The organism is Streptomyces sp. NPDC042102 (genome assembly GCF_055582305.1).
On record NZ_JBVJDL010000007.1, the window covers coordinates 96,385 to 110,134 of the forward strand.

At 74.1% G+C, this 13,750-nt stretch carries 12 protein-coding genes and 1 pseudogene; 7 read left to right on the forward strand and 6 right to left on the reverse strand.

All coding sequences use genetic code 11. From position 1 onward, the window contains the following. Nucleotides 1-23: 23 nt before the first annotated feature. The 3 genes and pseudogenes from ACZ6KO_RS26085 (at nt 24) to ACZ6KO_RS26095 (ending at nt 2,370) form a co-directional block, all read left to right on the forward strand. The gene (locus ACZ6KO_RS26085) at nt 24-596 is read left to right on the forward strand and encodes a GNAT family N-acetyltransferase (protein WP_469306437.1); all 573 of its coding nucleotides are present in this window, start codon (nt 24-26) and stop codon (nt 594-596) included. 54 nt (nt 597-650) lie between these two features. Continuing rightward, a pseudogene (locus ACZ6KO_RS26090) lies at nt 651-1,070 on the forward strand (type 1 glutamine amidotransferase family protein); the annotation flags it as partial. Between the two features lie 61 nt (nt 1,071-1,131). After that, the gene (locus tag ACZ6KO_RS26095; protein ID WP_469306438.1) at nt 1,132-2,370 is read left to right on the forward strand and encodes a cytochrome P450 family protein; all 1,239 of its coding nucleotides are present in this window, start codon (nt 1,132-1,134) and stop codon (nt 2,368-2,370) included. Nucleotides 2,371-2,405: 35 nt separating this feature from the next. On the opposite strand, the gene ACZ6KO_RS26100 is transcribed toward ACZ6KO_RS26095, so the two are convergent. From ACZ6KO_RS26100 to ACZ6KO_RS26110, 3 genes are all read right to left on the reverse strand, one after another. After that, nucleotides 2,406-2,831, reverse strand: coding sequence for a VOC family protein (locus ACZ6KO_RS26100; RefSeq protein WP_469306439.1), 426 nt, complete (start codon nt 2,829-2,831; stop codon nt 2,406-2,408). 849 nt (nt 2,832-3,680) lie between these two features. Continuing rightward, nucleotides 3,681-4,238 carry a pyridoxamine 5'-phosphate oxidase family protein gene (locus tag ACZ6KO_RS26105; RefSeq protein WP_469306440.1) on the reverse strand — a complete coding sequence of 186 codons (558 nt, stop codon included), beginning with the start codon at nt 4,236-4,238 and terminating at the stop codon, nt 3,681-3,683. A gap of 102 nt (nt 4,239-4,340) precedes the next feature. Continuing rightward, on the reverse strand, nt 4,341-4,892 hold the full coding sequence (locus ACZ6KO_RS26110) for a hypothetical protein (RefSeq protein ID WP_469306441.1): 552 nt from the start codon (nt 4,890-4,892) through the stop codon (nt 4,341-4,343). 142 nt (nt 4,893-5,034) lie between these two features. Here ACZ6KO_RS26110 and ACZ6KO_RS26115 point away from each other — a divergent pair, with 142 nt between their 5' ends. Both ACZ6KO_RS26115 and ACZ6KO_RS26120 read left to right on the forward strand, forming a co-directional pair. After that, the gene (locus ACZ6KO_RS26115) at nt 5,035-5,541 is read left to right on the forward strand and encodes a hypothetical protein (protein ID WP_469306442.1); all 507 of its coding nucleotides are present in this window, start codon (nt 5,035-5,037) and stop codon (nt 5,539-5,541) included. Continuing rightward, nucleotides 5,538-5,747 (forward strand): hypothetical protein, encoded by a 210-nt coding sequence (locus tag ACZ6KO_RS26120; protein ID WP_469306443.1) that lies wholly within the window; start codon nt 5,538-5,540, stop codon nt 5,745-5,747. Before ACZ6KO_RS26115 ends, ACZ6KO_RS26120 begins: the two co-directional genes overlap by 4 nt. Before the next feature lie 68 nt (nt 5,748-5,815). Here the strand turns inward: ACZ6KO_RS26120 and ACZ6KO_RS26125 are convergent, their stop codons facing one another. Beyond that, a complete protein-coding gene (locus ACZ6KO_RS26125; protein WP_469306444.1) occupies nt 5,816-7,441 on the reverse strand; it encodes an alpha/beta hydrolase in 1,626 nt (541 codons plus the stop codon). Between the two features lie 346 nt (nt 7,442-7,787). Between ACZ6KO_RS26125 and ACZ6KO_RS26130 the strand changes: the two genes are divergently transcribed. Next, nucleotides 7,788-9,050 (forward strand): FAD-dependent monooxygenase, encoded by a 1,263-nt coding sequence (locus ACZ6KO_RS26130; protein ID WP_469306445.1) that lies wholly within the window; start codon nt 7,788-7,790, stop codon nt 9,048-9,050. A gap of 16 nt (nt 9,051-9,066) precedes the next feature. Here the strand turns inward: ACZ6KO_RS26130 and ACZ6KO_RS26135 are convergent, their stop codons facing one another. Together ACZ6KO_RS26135 and ACZ6KO_RS26140 are read right to left on the reverse strand one after the other, a co-directional pair. Beyond that, the gene (locus ACZ6KO_RS26135) at nt 9,067-9,528 is read right to left on the reverse strand and encodes a VOC family protein (RefSeq protein ID WP_469306446.1); all 462 of its coding nucleotides are present in this window, start codon (nt 9,526-9,528) and stop codon (nt 9,067-9,069) included. 143 nt (nt 9,529-9,671) lie between these two features. After that, nucleotides 9,672-10,268, reverse strand: a complete 597-nt coding sequence (locus ACZ6KO_RS26140) for a hypothetical protein (protein ID WP_469306447.1) — start codon at nt 10,266-10,268, stop codon at nt 9,672-9,674. A 319-nt stretch (nt 10,269-10,587) separates the two neighbouring features. Here ACZ6KO_RS26140 and ACZ6KO_RS26145 point away from each other — a divergent pair, with 319 nt between their 5' ends. Beyond that, nucleotides 10,588-13,686 (forward strand): glycoside hydrolase family 3 protein, encoded by a 3,099-nt coding sequence (locus tag ACZ6KO_RS26145; protein ID WP_469306448.1) that lies wholly within the window; start codon nt 10,588-10,590, stop codon nt 13,684-13,686. Nucleotides 13,687-13,750: the final 64 nt, after the last annotated feature.

A 13,750-nucleotide genomic window follows, 5' to 3' on the forward strand; every position in this document is an offset into this window, starting at 1 on the left:
GTGCGCTGTGCGAGTGTGGTCCTATGACCATAGAGGTACGCCCGGCCACGGAGTTCGAGGACGTCCGCGCGCTGCTCGGCCCGAAGTCACCGGACGCCAACGTCTGCTGGTGCCTGAGCTACCGGGTCCCGTCCACGCTCAACAACGAGCTGCGCGGACCGGCCCGCGGCAGTTACGTCGAAGAGCTGTGCCGTCGGCGGATCCCGCCGGGCGTGATCGCCTACGACGGGGACGAACCGGTCGGCTGGGCCGCCGTGGCGCCGCGCGCGGACACCTCCTTCGCGCGCAGCCGGAAGATCCCGCACGTCGACGACTTGCCGGTCTGGTCGCTGTGGTGCGTCCGCGTCCGCCCCGGCCACCGCAAGCAGGGCATCTCGCACGCCCTCATCAGGGGCGCGGTCGAGTTCGCCCGCGCCCACGGCGCACCGGCGATCGAGGCCTATCCCCTGGACAACGGGGACGCCAGGGTCGACATGACCATGGCGTACGCCGGACTCCGGAAGAACTTCGAGCGGGCCGGCTTCGTCCACGCCGCCGACACCACCTCGGTCCTGGCGGGCCACCCCAGGGTCCTGATGCGCTGCGACCTGCGCTGAACCGGGTGCGAGACTGGGCGCCCGACGCCGCGAACGAGGAGTTCCCCGATGCAGGTTGCCGTGATCGGGAGCGGGGTGCGGACCCGTGATGTGATCGCCGACGACCGGCTGCCCGCCCTGCTGCCCCTGGACCCCGCGCGGCAGCTGATCGGCTCGCAGTGCTCCGGTGCCCTGGTGCTCGCACGGCTCGGGCTGCTGGACGGCAGGCCGGCGTGCGCGGACCTGAAGAGCCGGCCGTTCGTCGAGGACTTCGGCGTCACCGTCCTGGACGCCCCCTTCCATGCCGAGGGCAACATCGCCACGGCCGGCGGCTGCCTGGCCTCGCAGTACCTCGCCGCCTGGGTGATGACCCGCACGCTCGGCGAGGCGGCCGCCCGCGGCTCCATCGGCTACGCGGCCCCGGTCGGCGAGCGCGAGGAGACCGTCGAGCGGGTCATGCGCGCCGTCCGGGCCGAGGTACCCGCCGCGCACTGAATCCGGCCGGCGCGCCGCGTCACACGGCGTGCGAGAGGGACAGCCGGGGATACTGGGACGTATGAGTGAGCGGCCGGTCCTCCTGCCCTACGCCGACCCCGCCTTCGTAGCGGACCCCTTCCCCCTGTACCGGCAACTGCGCGAGGACGGCCCCGTGCGCCGCGCCGTCATCGCGGGCGGCCTGGACGCCTGGATCGTCACCCGCTACGAGGACGGACTCGCCGCCCTCTCCGACTCCCGCCTCAGCAGCGACGTCCGCGACGCCTCCGACACCCGGCTGCTGCGGCAGCTGCCCGAGACGGAGCGCGAGTCGATGCTCAGCAACATGCTCCGCAGCGACCCGCCCGACCACACCCGGCTGCGCCGCCTGGTCTCCAAGGCGTTCACCGCCCGCCGCGTGGCCGAGATGCGGCCGCGGGTCCAGGCCATCACCGACGGGCTGCTGGACGCGATCGTCCCGGCCGGCCGCGCCGACCTCGTCGCGGACTTCGCCCTGCCGCTCCCGGTCACGGTGATCAGCGAGTTGCTCGGGGTACCGGTCGACGACCGTCACGACTTCCAGCACTGGACCGACCGCATGATCATGCGGGGCGCCGAGCCACCGGACCCCGCCGTGGTGAACGAGGCCTGGCAGCATATGCGCGGCTATGTCACCGAGCTCATCCGGGCCAAGCGGACGCATCCGGGCGACGACCTCCTCAGCGGCCTCATCGCCGCCCGCGACGAGGACCTGCGCCTGACCGAGGACGAGCTGATCGCCATGGTCTTCCTGCTGCTGGCCGCCGGCTACATCACCACCGTCAACCTCATCGGCGGCGGCATCGCCGCGCTGCTCGCCCACCCCGACCAGCTCGACCTGCTGCGCTCCGAGCCCGGACTGCTGCCGGGCGCGATCGAGGAGGTCCTCCGCTACGACGGCCCGGTCAGCCCCGGCATCGCCCGGTTCGCCCGCGAGGACGTCGAGATCGCGGGCGTGAGCGTACCGCGCGGCGCGACGGTCCTGATCGCCTCGGCCATCGCCGACCGCGACCCCGCACGGTTCACCGACCCCGACCGCCTGGACATCACCCGCGAGGACAACGCCCACCTCGCCTTCGGGCACGGCATCCACTACTGCCTGGGCGCGCCGCTGGCCCGCCTGGAGGGCCAGATCGCCATCGGCACCGCCCTCGGCCGCCTCCCCGGCCTGGCCCTCGCCGTACCGCCGCAGGACCTCCACTGGCGCCCCGGCGGCCTGCGCGGCCCCCTGTCCCTCCCGGTGACCTTCACCCCCGGCGGATCAGGGCCCACCCGCCCCTGATCCGCCGGCCGGATTCCCAGGAGGGGCGCCGCCCCTCAGACGACCGGCTCGCCGACGCCCAGCAGGTTGCCCTCACTGTCGCGGAACCAGGCGGCCCGCTCCCCGCGGGCGCCCTTGCTCGGATAGTGCCCCTGGATCTCGGCGATCCCGTCATGCGTCCGGATCCCGGGCACGTCGACGTCCTCGAACGTCACCCCGCGCTCCCGGAGCTGCGCCACGAGCGTGTCGATGTCGTCGACGACCCAGCCCATCTGCGTGAACGTGCCGGGCGAGGAACCCGTCGACGTGAACAGGGCGAACTCCGTGTCGCCGCAGCGGTACAGCAGCCCGCCGGGCCGTTCGTCGACGGGCTCCAGGCCGAGCTTCTCGGCGTAGAAGCGCCGGGCCCGGTCCAGGTCCTGCGCCGGCAGCCGGGTCGCGACGCGCCCCCGGGCCAGAATGTTCCTGTTGTCCGCGTTCATGCCTCCACTGTGCCGTGCGCCGCGGCCGGATCACCGCCGACGCGGCCCGGTTCACCAGGCCCCGGCGACTCCACGGATCAGCGGCCCGTGAGCGTGGCCTGGAGCCAGTCGAAGACGACCTCGCAGTGCGCAGTTGTGGGGCCATGGGGGAGCAGTGGAGCTGGGCGCCCTGGGCCGCCGCCAGCTTCATGTCGACGTTCTGGCCGTCGCTGCCGTTGGTCAGGATCACCGTGGGGCGGGGGGTGTCCGACGTGTCGGGGCGGAAGAACCACACCGGCAACGGCGTCGTGCCGTACGGGACCGTGGCCTTGACCGGGGCCGGCTCGCACAGGTCGCAGAAGGTGTCCCAGGCGCCGCGGCCCGCCCGGTACAGCCGTTCCTCGCTGCCCGGGTCGTCGGAGCCGAGGACGAAGAACAGGGCCTGGCCGTAGTACTGCGCGGCCCGCAGCGCCCGGAACTGCTTCGTCCGATCGTCGGCGGGCGCGCCCGGGGGCGCCGTCAGCACCTGGTCGCCGAGCCCCCGGAACGTCTCGACGTACGCCTGCGCGGACAGGCCGGTCGTATGGGTGCCGGCGCCCCGGGCGCGCCCGCGGGAGCGCAGCCCGCGGCGAGCGCCGCCCCCGCCCCCGCGCCGGCGACGAGAAGGGTGCGCCGGGTGGGACCGGACCCACCGCCGGGCTCACGGTCGGCTGATATGCGCGTCATACCAGCGGACCGTAGCCCCGGCCCGGTGGGTCGGCATCCGCTCGTGCTCCATCTGGTCGACCTGATCCATCTGGTCTACGTGGTCCACCTGGTCCATCGGGCGGAGCGCGTGCGGATGCCGCCCCGGGGAGGTGCGGGGCGGCGTCAGAACGTCCAGCGCGTGTGCGTGTAGACGCCGTCGTCGCGGCCGAAGCCGTACGCCGTGCCCGGAGCCACCGCGAACACCACCGCGTCGCCCTTGCGGAACGCGTCCCCGATCCCGTGGAAGGTGCCCTCGGGCGAGGTGATGTGCGCCCCGTACTTCGCCTCGTAGGCCGTGATCACCGCCTCCAGCCGCGCCGGATCGGCGACCGGCTCCGCCGTGCCCTCCACCACGAGGTCGAGCCCCTCGGTCAGCGCGTTCCCGCCGGTCGTCAGGGCGCAGTGAGCGTCATGGGCGAGGTTCTTCGCCTTCTGCTCCGTCGGGCCGGTCGAGAAGTACAGCACCCCGTCGTGCCAGGCGGCGATCACCGGAGTGACGTGCAGCCGCCCGTCGGGCCGCACCGTGGACAACCAGAAGATCTCGGCAGCCTCCAGCTGCCGCAGGGCCTCGGCCCACTCGGTGGCGACGACGTCCGCGGCACCGGGCCGGGGGTTGAGCGCGGAGCTGTACCGGGCGTCGAGCTCGGCCGTGGGCTGCTGTGCGGGTTCCTCTGTCGGCATGGGAAACCTCCTCTTTCCTCCCCCAACGACCGATTGCCCCGTACGGAAACCCCCTCGCGTCCCCGCCGACTCGCCAGGTGTCCGGGGAGGGCGAGGGGGCGGTCACCGGGCCGTCGCCTCCGGCGAGAAGGAGGGCGGCAGTGCGGGGAGGCCGAAGAAGTCCGTGATCACGCGCAGCAGACGGGCGCGGTCGGCTGCGCGGTGGTCGTAGCAGGTGTGGTCGTCGTCCTCGTCCGCCGCCTCGCAGTACGCGTCGGGGCCGATGAGGCCGGCGGCCAGGAGCTCGGGGGAGAGGTGGTCCGGGTCCTGTCCCACCCGCTGCTGTACGTCGTCGAAGCCGAAGCAGAGCACGGCGTGGGCGTCGCGGACGTACAGGAACTCCGGCGGATGGGCCTTCGCGCTGCACGGTTCCGTCACGAACACCACCAGCTCGACCCCCTCCGGGCCGAGCCGGCGATAGTCGACCAGCTCGAAGTCCGTCTCGGCGGTCACCATGTCGTGCACGGCCCACGTCCAGCCGTCCCCCTCCCCGAGGGCGAGCGGCTCGCGCCGCAGGTCGCGCAGGCCGGCGGCGAGGGCGTCGAGGGTCAGACCCCGGGCGAAGACGAGGTTCACCTCGTGGCCGGGGAACGATCCCCGTATCAGATCGATCATGCTCGCGACGCTACACCCGGTCACCGACAGGGGACGCTCCGCCCGGGACGGGCTCCCCCCTTGACGGCCGCGCGCAAAGTTATGACACTCGAAGTGCAAATTGTTTGTGTGTCGTGTGACCCACGAGAGCCGGGAGGCAGTCATGCCGAGTAGCCGCATCAGGGACGCGCGGGTACAGGGACACCCCCGCCCGGCCGTGTACGCGGTCGCGGGCATCGTCATGGGTGCCGTCTGGGTCCTCGGCTCGGACACCCCCGCCTGGGAACACGCGCTGCGCCTCCTCGCGCTCGTCGTGTGCGCCGGAGCGGCCATGACCCTCGTCCACCGCCGGCGCGTCCGCCTCGGCCGGCCCGCCGACCACCGCCTGCACGCGGGCCTGCTGCTGGCGAAGGTGCTGCTGGTCGTCGCCGCCCTGGTCCTGGACGGTGTCCTCGGCCTGTGGCTCTCCGAGCCGAGCCTGATCACGGCGGTCGCCCTGGCCGTATCGATCGCGGCGGGCGGCCCGGCCCTGCACCGGTGGCTCTCCGGCAAGGCGAGCGGTGCAAGCGTCGGAGCCGGAGCCGGAGCCGGAGCCGGAGCCGGCCGGGAGGCGGGGCCGGCCGGCCGGTCCCGTGTCCCGTGCCGGGCGGGCTCGTTGGGCGGGGCATGAGGAAGATCATTACTGCCGCTTGTACGGCCGGTGCGTCCGCCGTTCTCACCGCCGTCGCCGCCGGGACGGCCATCGCCGACGAGTACCACCGTGACGCGCACAACGGGCCCACCGTCGCCCTGATCAACACCGGGCAGATCGACGACCCCCTGGAGGACGTACTGGAGCACGTGCTGCTGATCGGCGGTCAGCACACCTGGAGCTGACCGGCCGGAACGTGACGGTGCCCTCGCCGGGCGGCAGTTCGGGGGTCGCGGGCGAGGGCACCGGCGGTTCAGCGGAGGGCGGGGATCACATCGCGCGTCTCGTCCACCTCCAGGGACGACAGGCGGCGGCCGATGCCCGCCGGGGGCGCCTCGTCCGCGCAGACCGTGCCGCGCGCCGGCAGGGACAGGCCGGTGAGGTAGTCCGTCACCAGGGCGCTGACGCACGCGCTCCGGTTGTAGGCGGTGTGCCCCTCACCGGCGAACGTCAGCAGCCGCCCGTTGTCCAGCGTCCCGGCGAGGGACACGGCGTCCTGGTACGGGGTGTCCGGGTCCCCGGTCGTCCCGAGGACCAGGATCGGGGCGGAGCCGGCCGCCCGGTAGGAGCCCTCGTAGCGGCTCGGCCGCTCCGCCGCCCACTGCGCGCAGGCGGGCGCGTGGTTGTGGTCGTAGCTCGGCGGCCCGAACCCGATCGCCGGTCCCAGCAGCGGGGCGGCCGCGGCCTCGGCCCTGACCGCCGCACCCAGGAGCGGACGGCTGCGCGGGTAGACGCGGTCGGCGCACTCGACGGCCAGATTGACGTTGAGGAAGTCGAAGGACCCCGGTGAGGGCGGCGACAGCAGGAACGACATCTGGCGCGCCTGGGCCGCCCGCAGGGCCTGCCCCAGGTAGGGCCAGATCACCTGGCCCGCGTTGATGTTGAACATGAGGCGATAGGCGAGGGTGTAACCGCTGGCCGGGCGTCCGCCCGGTGTGATGACGGGGTCGGAGTCCAGCGCCCGCTTCAGTTCCTCGAACGCCTGCCGCGGCCGGCCCTCGCCGAATCCGCAGGCGGAGGCGTTCTCCGCGCACCAGTCCAGGAACCGGCCGACCGCCGCGTCCAGCGCGACGAACTGCGGGGCGTCGTACGCGTACGGCACATCGGCGTAGCGCCGCGGATCGTACGCCCCGTCGAGCACCATGGCGCGCACGCGCCGGGGGAACTGCGCGGCGTACACGGTGCCGACGTAGGCACCGAAGGAACGGCCGTAGAAGGAGAGCGTCTCCTCGCCGAGCGCCCGGCGCAGCAGGTCGAGATCCTTGGCGTTCGACCCGGTGCCGATGAACGGCACGAGGTCCGCGGCGCGTTCCCGGCAGGCGGTGGCGAAGCCGAGGCCCTGCCGGATCGCGGTGTGCGGGGCATCGGGGCCGGGCGCGCCGCGCGCAGCGTCGACGGCCGCGGCGTACTCCGTGTCGTTCCAGCACTCCACCTGTCCGCTGCGTGCCACACCGCGCATGTCGTACCCGACGACGTCGAAGGCGTCACGGAGGGAGGCGGGGAGCGCGGCGTAACTGTTGCGGGCGAAGTCGACCCCCGAATTGCCGGGTCCGCCGGGGTGCAGCACGAGGACACCGGTACGGTGCGCCCGGTCGGCCGCGGGCCGCCGGGTGACCGCGAGGTCGAGCGTACGTCCGGTGGGCCGGCGGTGGTCCAGGGGAACGCGGGCGGTCGCGCACTCGAAGCCGTCCTGCGGGGCATCGGCGCCCGCGCCGTCGCAGGGACCCCAGGACAGCACCGGAACCGGGGCGACGGTGGCGGGGGCCGCTGCCGTGGCGGCCCCGGGCGCGCTCCCGAGGAGCGTCGTGACCGAGATCAGGACCAGGGATATCCCCCACGCCACGCGCCTGCGAGGGTGATCGGCCGAACGGGTCTGCATGGGGCGGTCCTCCGTCGTGGGCGGTGCCGGGTGGGCGACAAGGTAGCCGCGGGCCACCGTCCGTGTCGGCCCACCAGGAGCTGACCGCCCCGTACCACCAGGGGGTGACCCCGCCTCCCACCGGGGGAGACGTCCGGTTACCCCCAGGGTGGTGGCGACGTGCCCGGTGGGCACCTTCGACCGGACGCGCCCGGCGGTGTACGCGTACGTGCCCAGCCGTGTACGTGCCGAGCCGCGTACGTGTCCGGCCGCGTCCGTGCCTCGCCGGACCCGGCCTCGCACGGCTGTCCTAGAGTGAGGGTCCTGCGCCGGTCACGGGTGCCCGAACCGATCGGAGAGGTGTGCCATGCCGAGACGTCACGCGGTGGTGGCCGGGGCCGGAATCGGCGGTCTCACGGCGGCCGTCGCACTGCACCGCCGCGGCTGGCACGTCACCGTCTGCGAGCGCGCCCCCGAACCCCCGGTCACCGGCGCCGGTATCGGCCTCGCCCCCAATGCCCTGCGCGCGCTCGACGCGATCGGCGTCGACGCCGCGCGCGCCGTCGGCAGCGCCGTACCGGCGGCGATGGGCCTGCGGCGAACCGACGGCCGGTGGCTCGTACGGACTCCCACCGCGGACATGGCGGCCCGTTACGGCATCGCGCCGATCGCCGTCCCGCGCCCGGCCTTCACCGCCGCGCTGGCCGCGGCCCTCCCACCGGGGGCCCTGCGCTACGGCACCGCCGTGACCGCCGTCGACGACGCCGCGGGCCGGCCGGTCGTCGTGACGGAAGCCGGCCCGGAGCTGTCCGCCGATCTGGTCGTGGCCGCCGACGGCATCAACAGCCCGCTGCGCCGCGCGTTCTTCCCCGGCCACCCCGGCCTGCACTACATCGGCGAGACCGCCTGGCGAGCCCTCGTGGAGGCCCCGGACCTGCGGATCCAGGCCATGAGCGAGACCTGGGGGAGGGGCGAGCGGTTCGGCGTGACCCCGCTCTCCGACGGCCGGCTCTACCTCTACGCCACCGCGGTCGTCCCGGCGGGCACCCGGTCCGCCGATCCGCGCGCCGAACTGAGCGACCGCTTCGGCGCCTGGCACGACCCGATCCCGGCCCTACTGGAGCGCGTCCGCCGTCTCGACCCCGCCGACGTCCTCCAGAACGACCTCTACGACCTGGCCGCCCCGCTGCCCCGCCTTCATCACGGCCGGATCGTCTGGCTGGGTGACGCCGCCCACGCCATGGCACCCAACCTCGGCCAGGGCGGCTGCCAGGCCATCGAGGACGCGGCGGTCCTCGCCCACCTGCTTCCCGCCGGAGACGGCGCCGACAGCACTGCCGGTGCCGACGACGCGGCCGGCTCGTACGGCGGGACGGGCACGGACGGCGTGACGGCCGCCCTCGCGGCGTACACCGCCGCCCGCCGCGACCGCACCGACGCGGTGCGCGCCCGGGCCCGCCGGGTCGGCCGTCTGGGTGGCGCCGTCCGCAACCCGCTCGCGGCGACAGCCCGCGACCTCGTGGTCCGTGCCACCCCCGCCCGCCTGGCCCTGCGCGGCATGGACGACCTCTTCAACGGCTTCCGCCTCCCCGATCAGCGGTGGCAGGGGCGGGTACGCCCCTCCGCGTGACGGGCCGTGTCACGCGTCAGTCCAGGCAGAACTCGTTGCCCTCGGGGTCGGCCATCACGAGGAAGCCGTCGCTCAGCGGGGGAGCGGGCTCGTGGCGGCGCAGCCGCTTCGCACCCAGCCCGACGAGCCGTTCGCACTCGGCCTCCAGTGCCGCCATCCGTTCCTCCCCCCGCAGCCCGGGAGCCGCGCGGACGTCGAGGTGCACGCGGTTCTTGGCGGTCTTGCCCTCCGGTACCTGCTGGAAGAACAGCCGTGGGCCCTGCCCGTCCGGGTCCTCGATGGCCGATTTCGTACGGCGCTCCTCCTCCGGTACGCCGACCCGCGCGAGGAAGTCGTCCCACGCGGCCAGCGGGTCGGCGCCCTCGGGCAGGTCGACCCCGGGCGGGCCGGGGTGGACGTAGCCGAGTACGTCACGCCAGAAGGACGACAGTGCCCACGGGTCCCGGGCGTCGAACGTGACCTGGAAGGGACGGCTCATCGGGCTGCTCCAATCGGGGTGGTGTGCGGTGATGCTCACGTACGCGTCTGCGCGGGCCGAGGCCGTCCGCCTCCGCGCCCATGGACCACCCTGACACCCCATGAGGACGGACATCCGCCCGTTGTCCGGGAACCGACACGGGGTCAGGAGCCCCCAGGGGCCCCGTTCGTCGCCCGGGCCCGGTCGACGGACCACGCGATCACCGCCACCGCCACCGCCGCCCCGGCCGCGTACAGCGGCAGCCACAGGGTCGTGGTGGCCGACAGGCAGTCGGCGATCGCCTCGTGGCTCCGGGCCTCCTGCGCCCGGGCCAGCGCGGCGGGGTCGTGGCCGGCCGCGTCTCCCAGCGCCGCCTCCGCGCGCAGGCTCTCGTACCTGCCCAGCGCGGGACAGCCGGCCCGGGTGCCCGGCATCGGGAACAGCCACGCCCAGCGCTGCAGCATCGGAGCCAGCGTGATGGCCACGCACAGGCCGACGACCAGCGCGTACGCGGTGAGATTGCGTGCGTACGCGGACCGCGTGCCGGGCGTCCACCTCGGCAGCCGGTAGAAGGAGAAGACCACCGCGAGGAGCGTCAGCCCGACGTACGTCGCGAACCAGTGCCACGACCCCTGCGCGAGCGCGGCCGTCAGCACGGCGGCGAGGGCGATGCCGATGACTCCGGGCTGACCGGAGGCATCATCGCCCGGGCGGGCGGACGACACCGGGGCCGGGCTTCCTTGGGGGCGGGGCTCGTCCACGGTCTCTCCTGCCTGGTCCGGCGACCAGCATCCCGGCGCAGGGGGCCGTCGGTCGGTTGCCCCGCCGCAGGACCCGGCGAGCCCGGCCCGGTTGGCGGACCCGCCCGGCCACGGGCCGGCACCACACCACAGCCACCCCGGGCGTCCGCCGCCTCCGTCGGCCTCCCCGAATGGCTTCAGGAGTCGAACGCATCCTGCCGCCACGCCTTCCTCGACGGCGGCATTCAGCCAGTCGTGCCGTGAAGTCTTGACGGTGACGGGGCGGTTCAGTTGACTCACGCGTTGTCCTGTCCCGTGGTATAGACCTCGGAGGCACCTCGTGAACACAGCACGTGTGACACCGGCCCGGCGCCGGCTCAGAACCGCCCTGCTGGCCGCGGCCGGTGTGCTCGCCGGACTTCTGCCGCTCGCCCAGGCCCGGGCCACGGCCGCCCCCGGGGAACCACCGCCCCCGACGGCGGTCGACCGTTTCGAGGGCGAGATCCCCTTCGCCGGACCGCCCGCCGAGGGCATCTTCACCTGGGGCAGCGACGCGGACGACCAGCCGCGCCTGGAGCTGCGGGAGCGCGCCGACGCCCCCGAGGGCACGAAGGTGCTGCACGGCGCGTACGACATCAGTGGCTGGGGCGGCTTCAGCCACGACTTCGCCTTCGACCGGCCCGCCCACGACTGGAGCGCCCGGGGCGGCATCCGCTTCTGGTGGTACGGCCGGAACACCGCGCCGCTGCCGCCGGGTTCGGGCCCGCGCGTGCACTTCGAACTCAAGGACGGCGGGGCCAACGGCGAGGCGTCCGAGCTGTGGACGACCTCCTTCACCGACGACTGGCAGGGCTGGCACCTCGTCGAGATCCCGTTCTCGCGGTTCGAGTACCGCACCGACTACCAGCCGGTCGGCGGCATCGACCAGGTGCTCGGCCTGACCGAGATGTGGGGCTACGCCTTCACCTTCCCGGTCGGGCGGGCCGGCGAGTTCATGATCGACGGCGTGGAGGTGTACGGCGCCGCCGATCCGGTCGCGCGGGCCAAGGTCGTCACCGACACGACCGTTCACCCTGTGAAGGAAGGCGGCTCCGCCGACGTACGAGTCTCCGTGGCCACGACCGGCTCCGGACCGCTCACCGAGCCGGTGACCGTCGCGTACACCACCGAGGGCGGCACCGCGACACCCGGCGCCGACTACCGGCCGGTGACCGGCACGCTCACCTTCCCGGCCGGCACCCCCTCCGGCACCTCCCGCACCATCGCCGTCACCACCGCCGGGGACCGCGACGGCGAGACCGCCGAGACCGTACCGGTGAAGCTGACCGTGAGCGGTGCCCGCCCGCCCGCCGAGGACCCGCTCGTCGTCATCGACGCGCACGGACTCCCGTACCTGGACGCGAAACTGCCGGTGCACAAGCGGGTCGCGGACCTCCTCGCCCGCATGACCCCGCAGGAGAAGGCCGGCCAGATGACCCAGGCCGAGCGCAACGCCCTCAAGGCCCCGGGTGACATCGCGGCGTACGGGCTGGGCTCGCTGCTGTCCGGCGGCGGCTCCGTGCCCAACCCCAACACCCCCCAGGCGTGGGCGGACATGGTGGACGGCTACCAGCTGCGCACCCGGGCGGCCCGGCTCCAGATCCCGCTGGTCTACGGCGTCGACGCCGTGCACGGCCACAACAACGTCGTCGGGTCCACGATCATGCCGCACAACATCGGCCTGGGCGCCTCCCGCGACCCGAAGCTGGCCGAGAGGACGGGCGCGGTGACCGCCGCCGAGGTCCGCGCGACGGGCGTGCCCTGGGACTTCGCGCCGTGCCTGTGCGTGACCCGCGACGAGCGCTGGGGCCGCTCCTACGAAGCCTTCGGCGAGGACCCCGCGCTGGTCACCGCCATGGAGACGGTGATCCGCGGGATGCAGGGCGCGCCGGACGGCCGGGACCTGGACCGCGGCGACAAGGTGCTGGCCACGGCCAAGCACTACGTGGGCGACGGCGGCACCGCGTACGGCTCCTCCACCACCGGCTCGTACACCATCGACCAGGGCGTCACCCGGGTGTCCCGGCAGGAACTGGAGGCGGTGCACCTGGCGCCGTTCCGGGACGCGGTCGAGCGCGGGGTGGGGACGGTCATGCCGTCGTACTCCTCGGTGGACCTCCTCGGCGACGACGCCGGCCCGGTCAAGATGCACGCCCACGCCGAGCTGATCAACGGCGTGCTCAAGGACCGGATGGGCTTCAAGGGCTTCGTCGTCAGCGACTGGCAGGCCATCGACCAGATCCCCGGCGACTACGCCAGTGACGTGCGCACCTCCGTCAACGCCGGCCTGGACATGATCATGGTGCCGACCGCGTACCAGGACTTCCACAGCACGCTGGTCGGCGAGGCGGCCGCGGGCCGGATCCCGGCGGCGCGGATCGACGACGCCGTGGCGCGGATCCTGACGCAGAAGTTCCGGCTCGGGCTCTTCGAGAAGCCGTACGCCGACCGGTCCGGGCTCGGCCGGGTGGGCTCCGCCGAGCACCGGGCGGTGGCCCGCGAGGCGGCGGCGAAGTCGCAGGTCCTGCTGAAGAACGAGGGCGGGCTGCTGCCGCTGAGGCCCACGCAGAAGGTGTACGTCGCCGGGTCCAACGCGGACGACCTCGGCAACCAGGCCGGCGGCTGGACCGTCAGCTGGCAGGGCTCGTCCGGGAGGATCACCCAGGGGACGACGATCCTGGAGGGCATGCGGAAGGCGGCCGCCTCGCCGGACGCGGTGACGTACTCCAGGGACGCCTCCGCACCGACGGCCGGGCACGACGTGGGCGTGGTGGTGGTCGGCGAGACCCCGTACGCGGAGGGGGTCGGGGACGTCGGCAACGGCCACGACCTGGAGCTGTCCGCGGCCGACAAGGCGGCGGTGGACCGGGTGTGCGCGGCGATGCGGTGCGCGGTGCTCGTCGTGTCCGGGCGGCCGCAGCTGATCGGCGACCGGCTGGCGGGGATGACGGCCCTGGTCGCGTCGTGGCTGCCGGGTACCGAGGGCGACGGCGTCGCCGACGTCCTCTACGGCAAGCGGGCGTTCACCGGCCGGCTGCCGGTGACCTGGCCCCGGTCGCAGGCCCAGCTCCCGATCAACGTCGGGGACGCGGCGTACGATCCCCAGTTCCCGTACGGCTGGGGGCTGACCACGCTCGGTGCGGCGCCCCAGGGCGGCGAGCCGGCGCTGCGGGCCCTCGCGGTCGCCGCGGAGGTGGTCGAACGGACCGCCGGGGCCGACTCGGAGGCGGGGCGCGCGGTGGCGGACCGGGCCCGGTCGATCGTCGCGCACCGGATCGGCGGACGGTTCACGCACAGCACGGCCAAGCCGTTCGCCGAGGCGGACCACCTGCTGCTCACCGGGGACCTGACGGGAGCCGTGGGCCGGCTGACGGCGGCGTTCCGGGCGGCGGCCCCGTAGGACGCAGCGGTTCGTGAAGCCCCCGCGCCGCAGCCCGGGCGCGGGGGCCTCGCCCGGCGGGGCC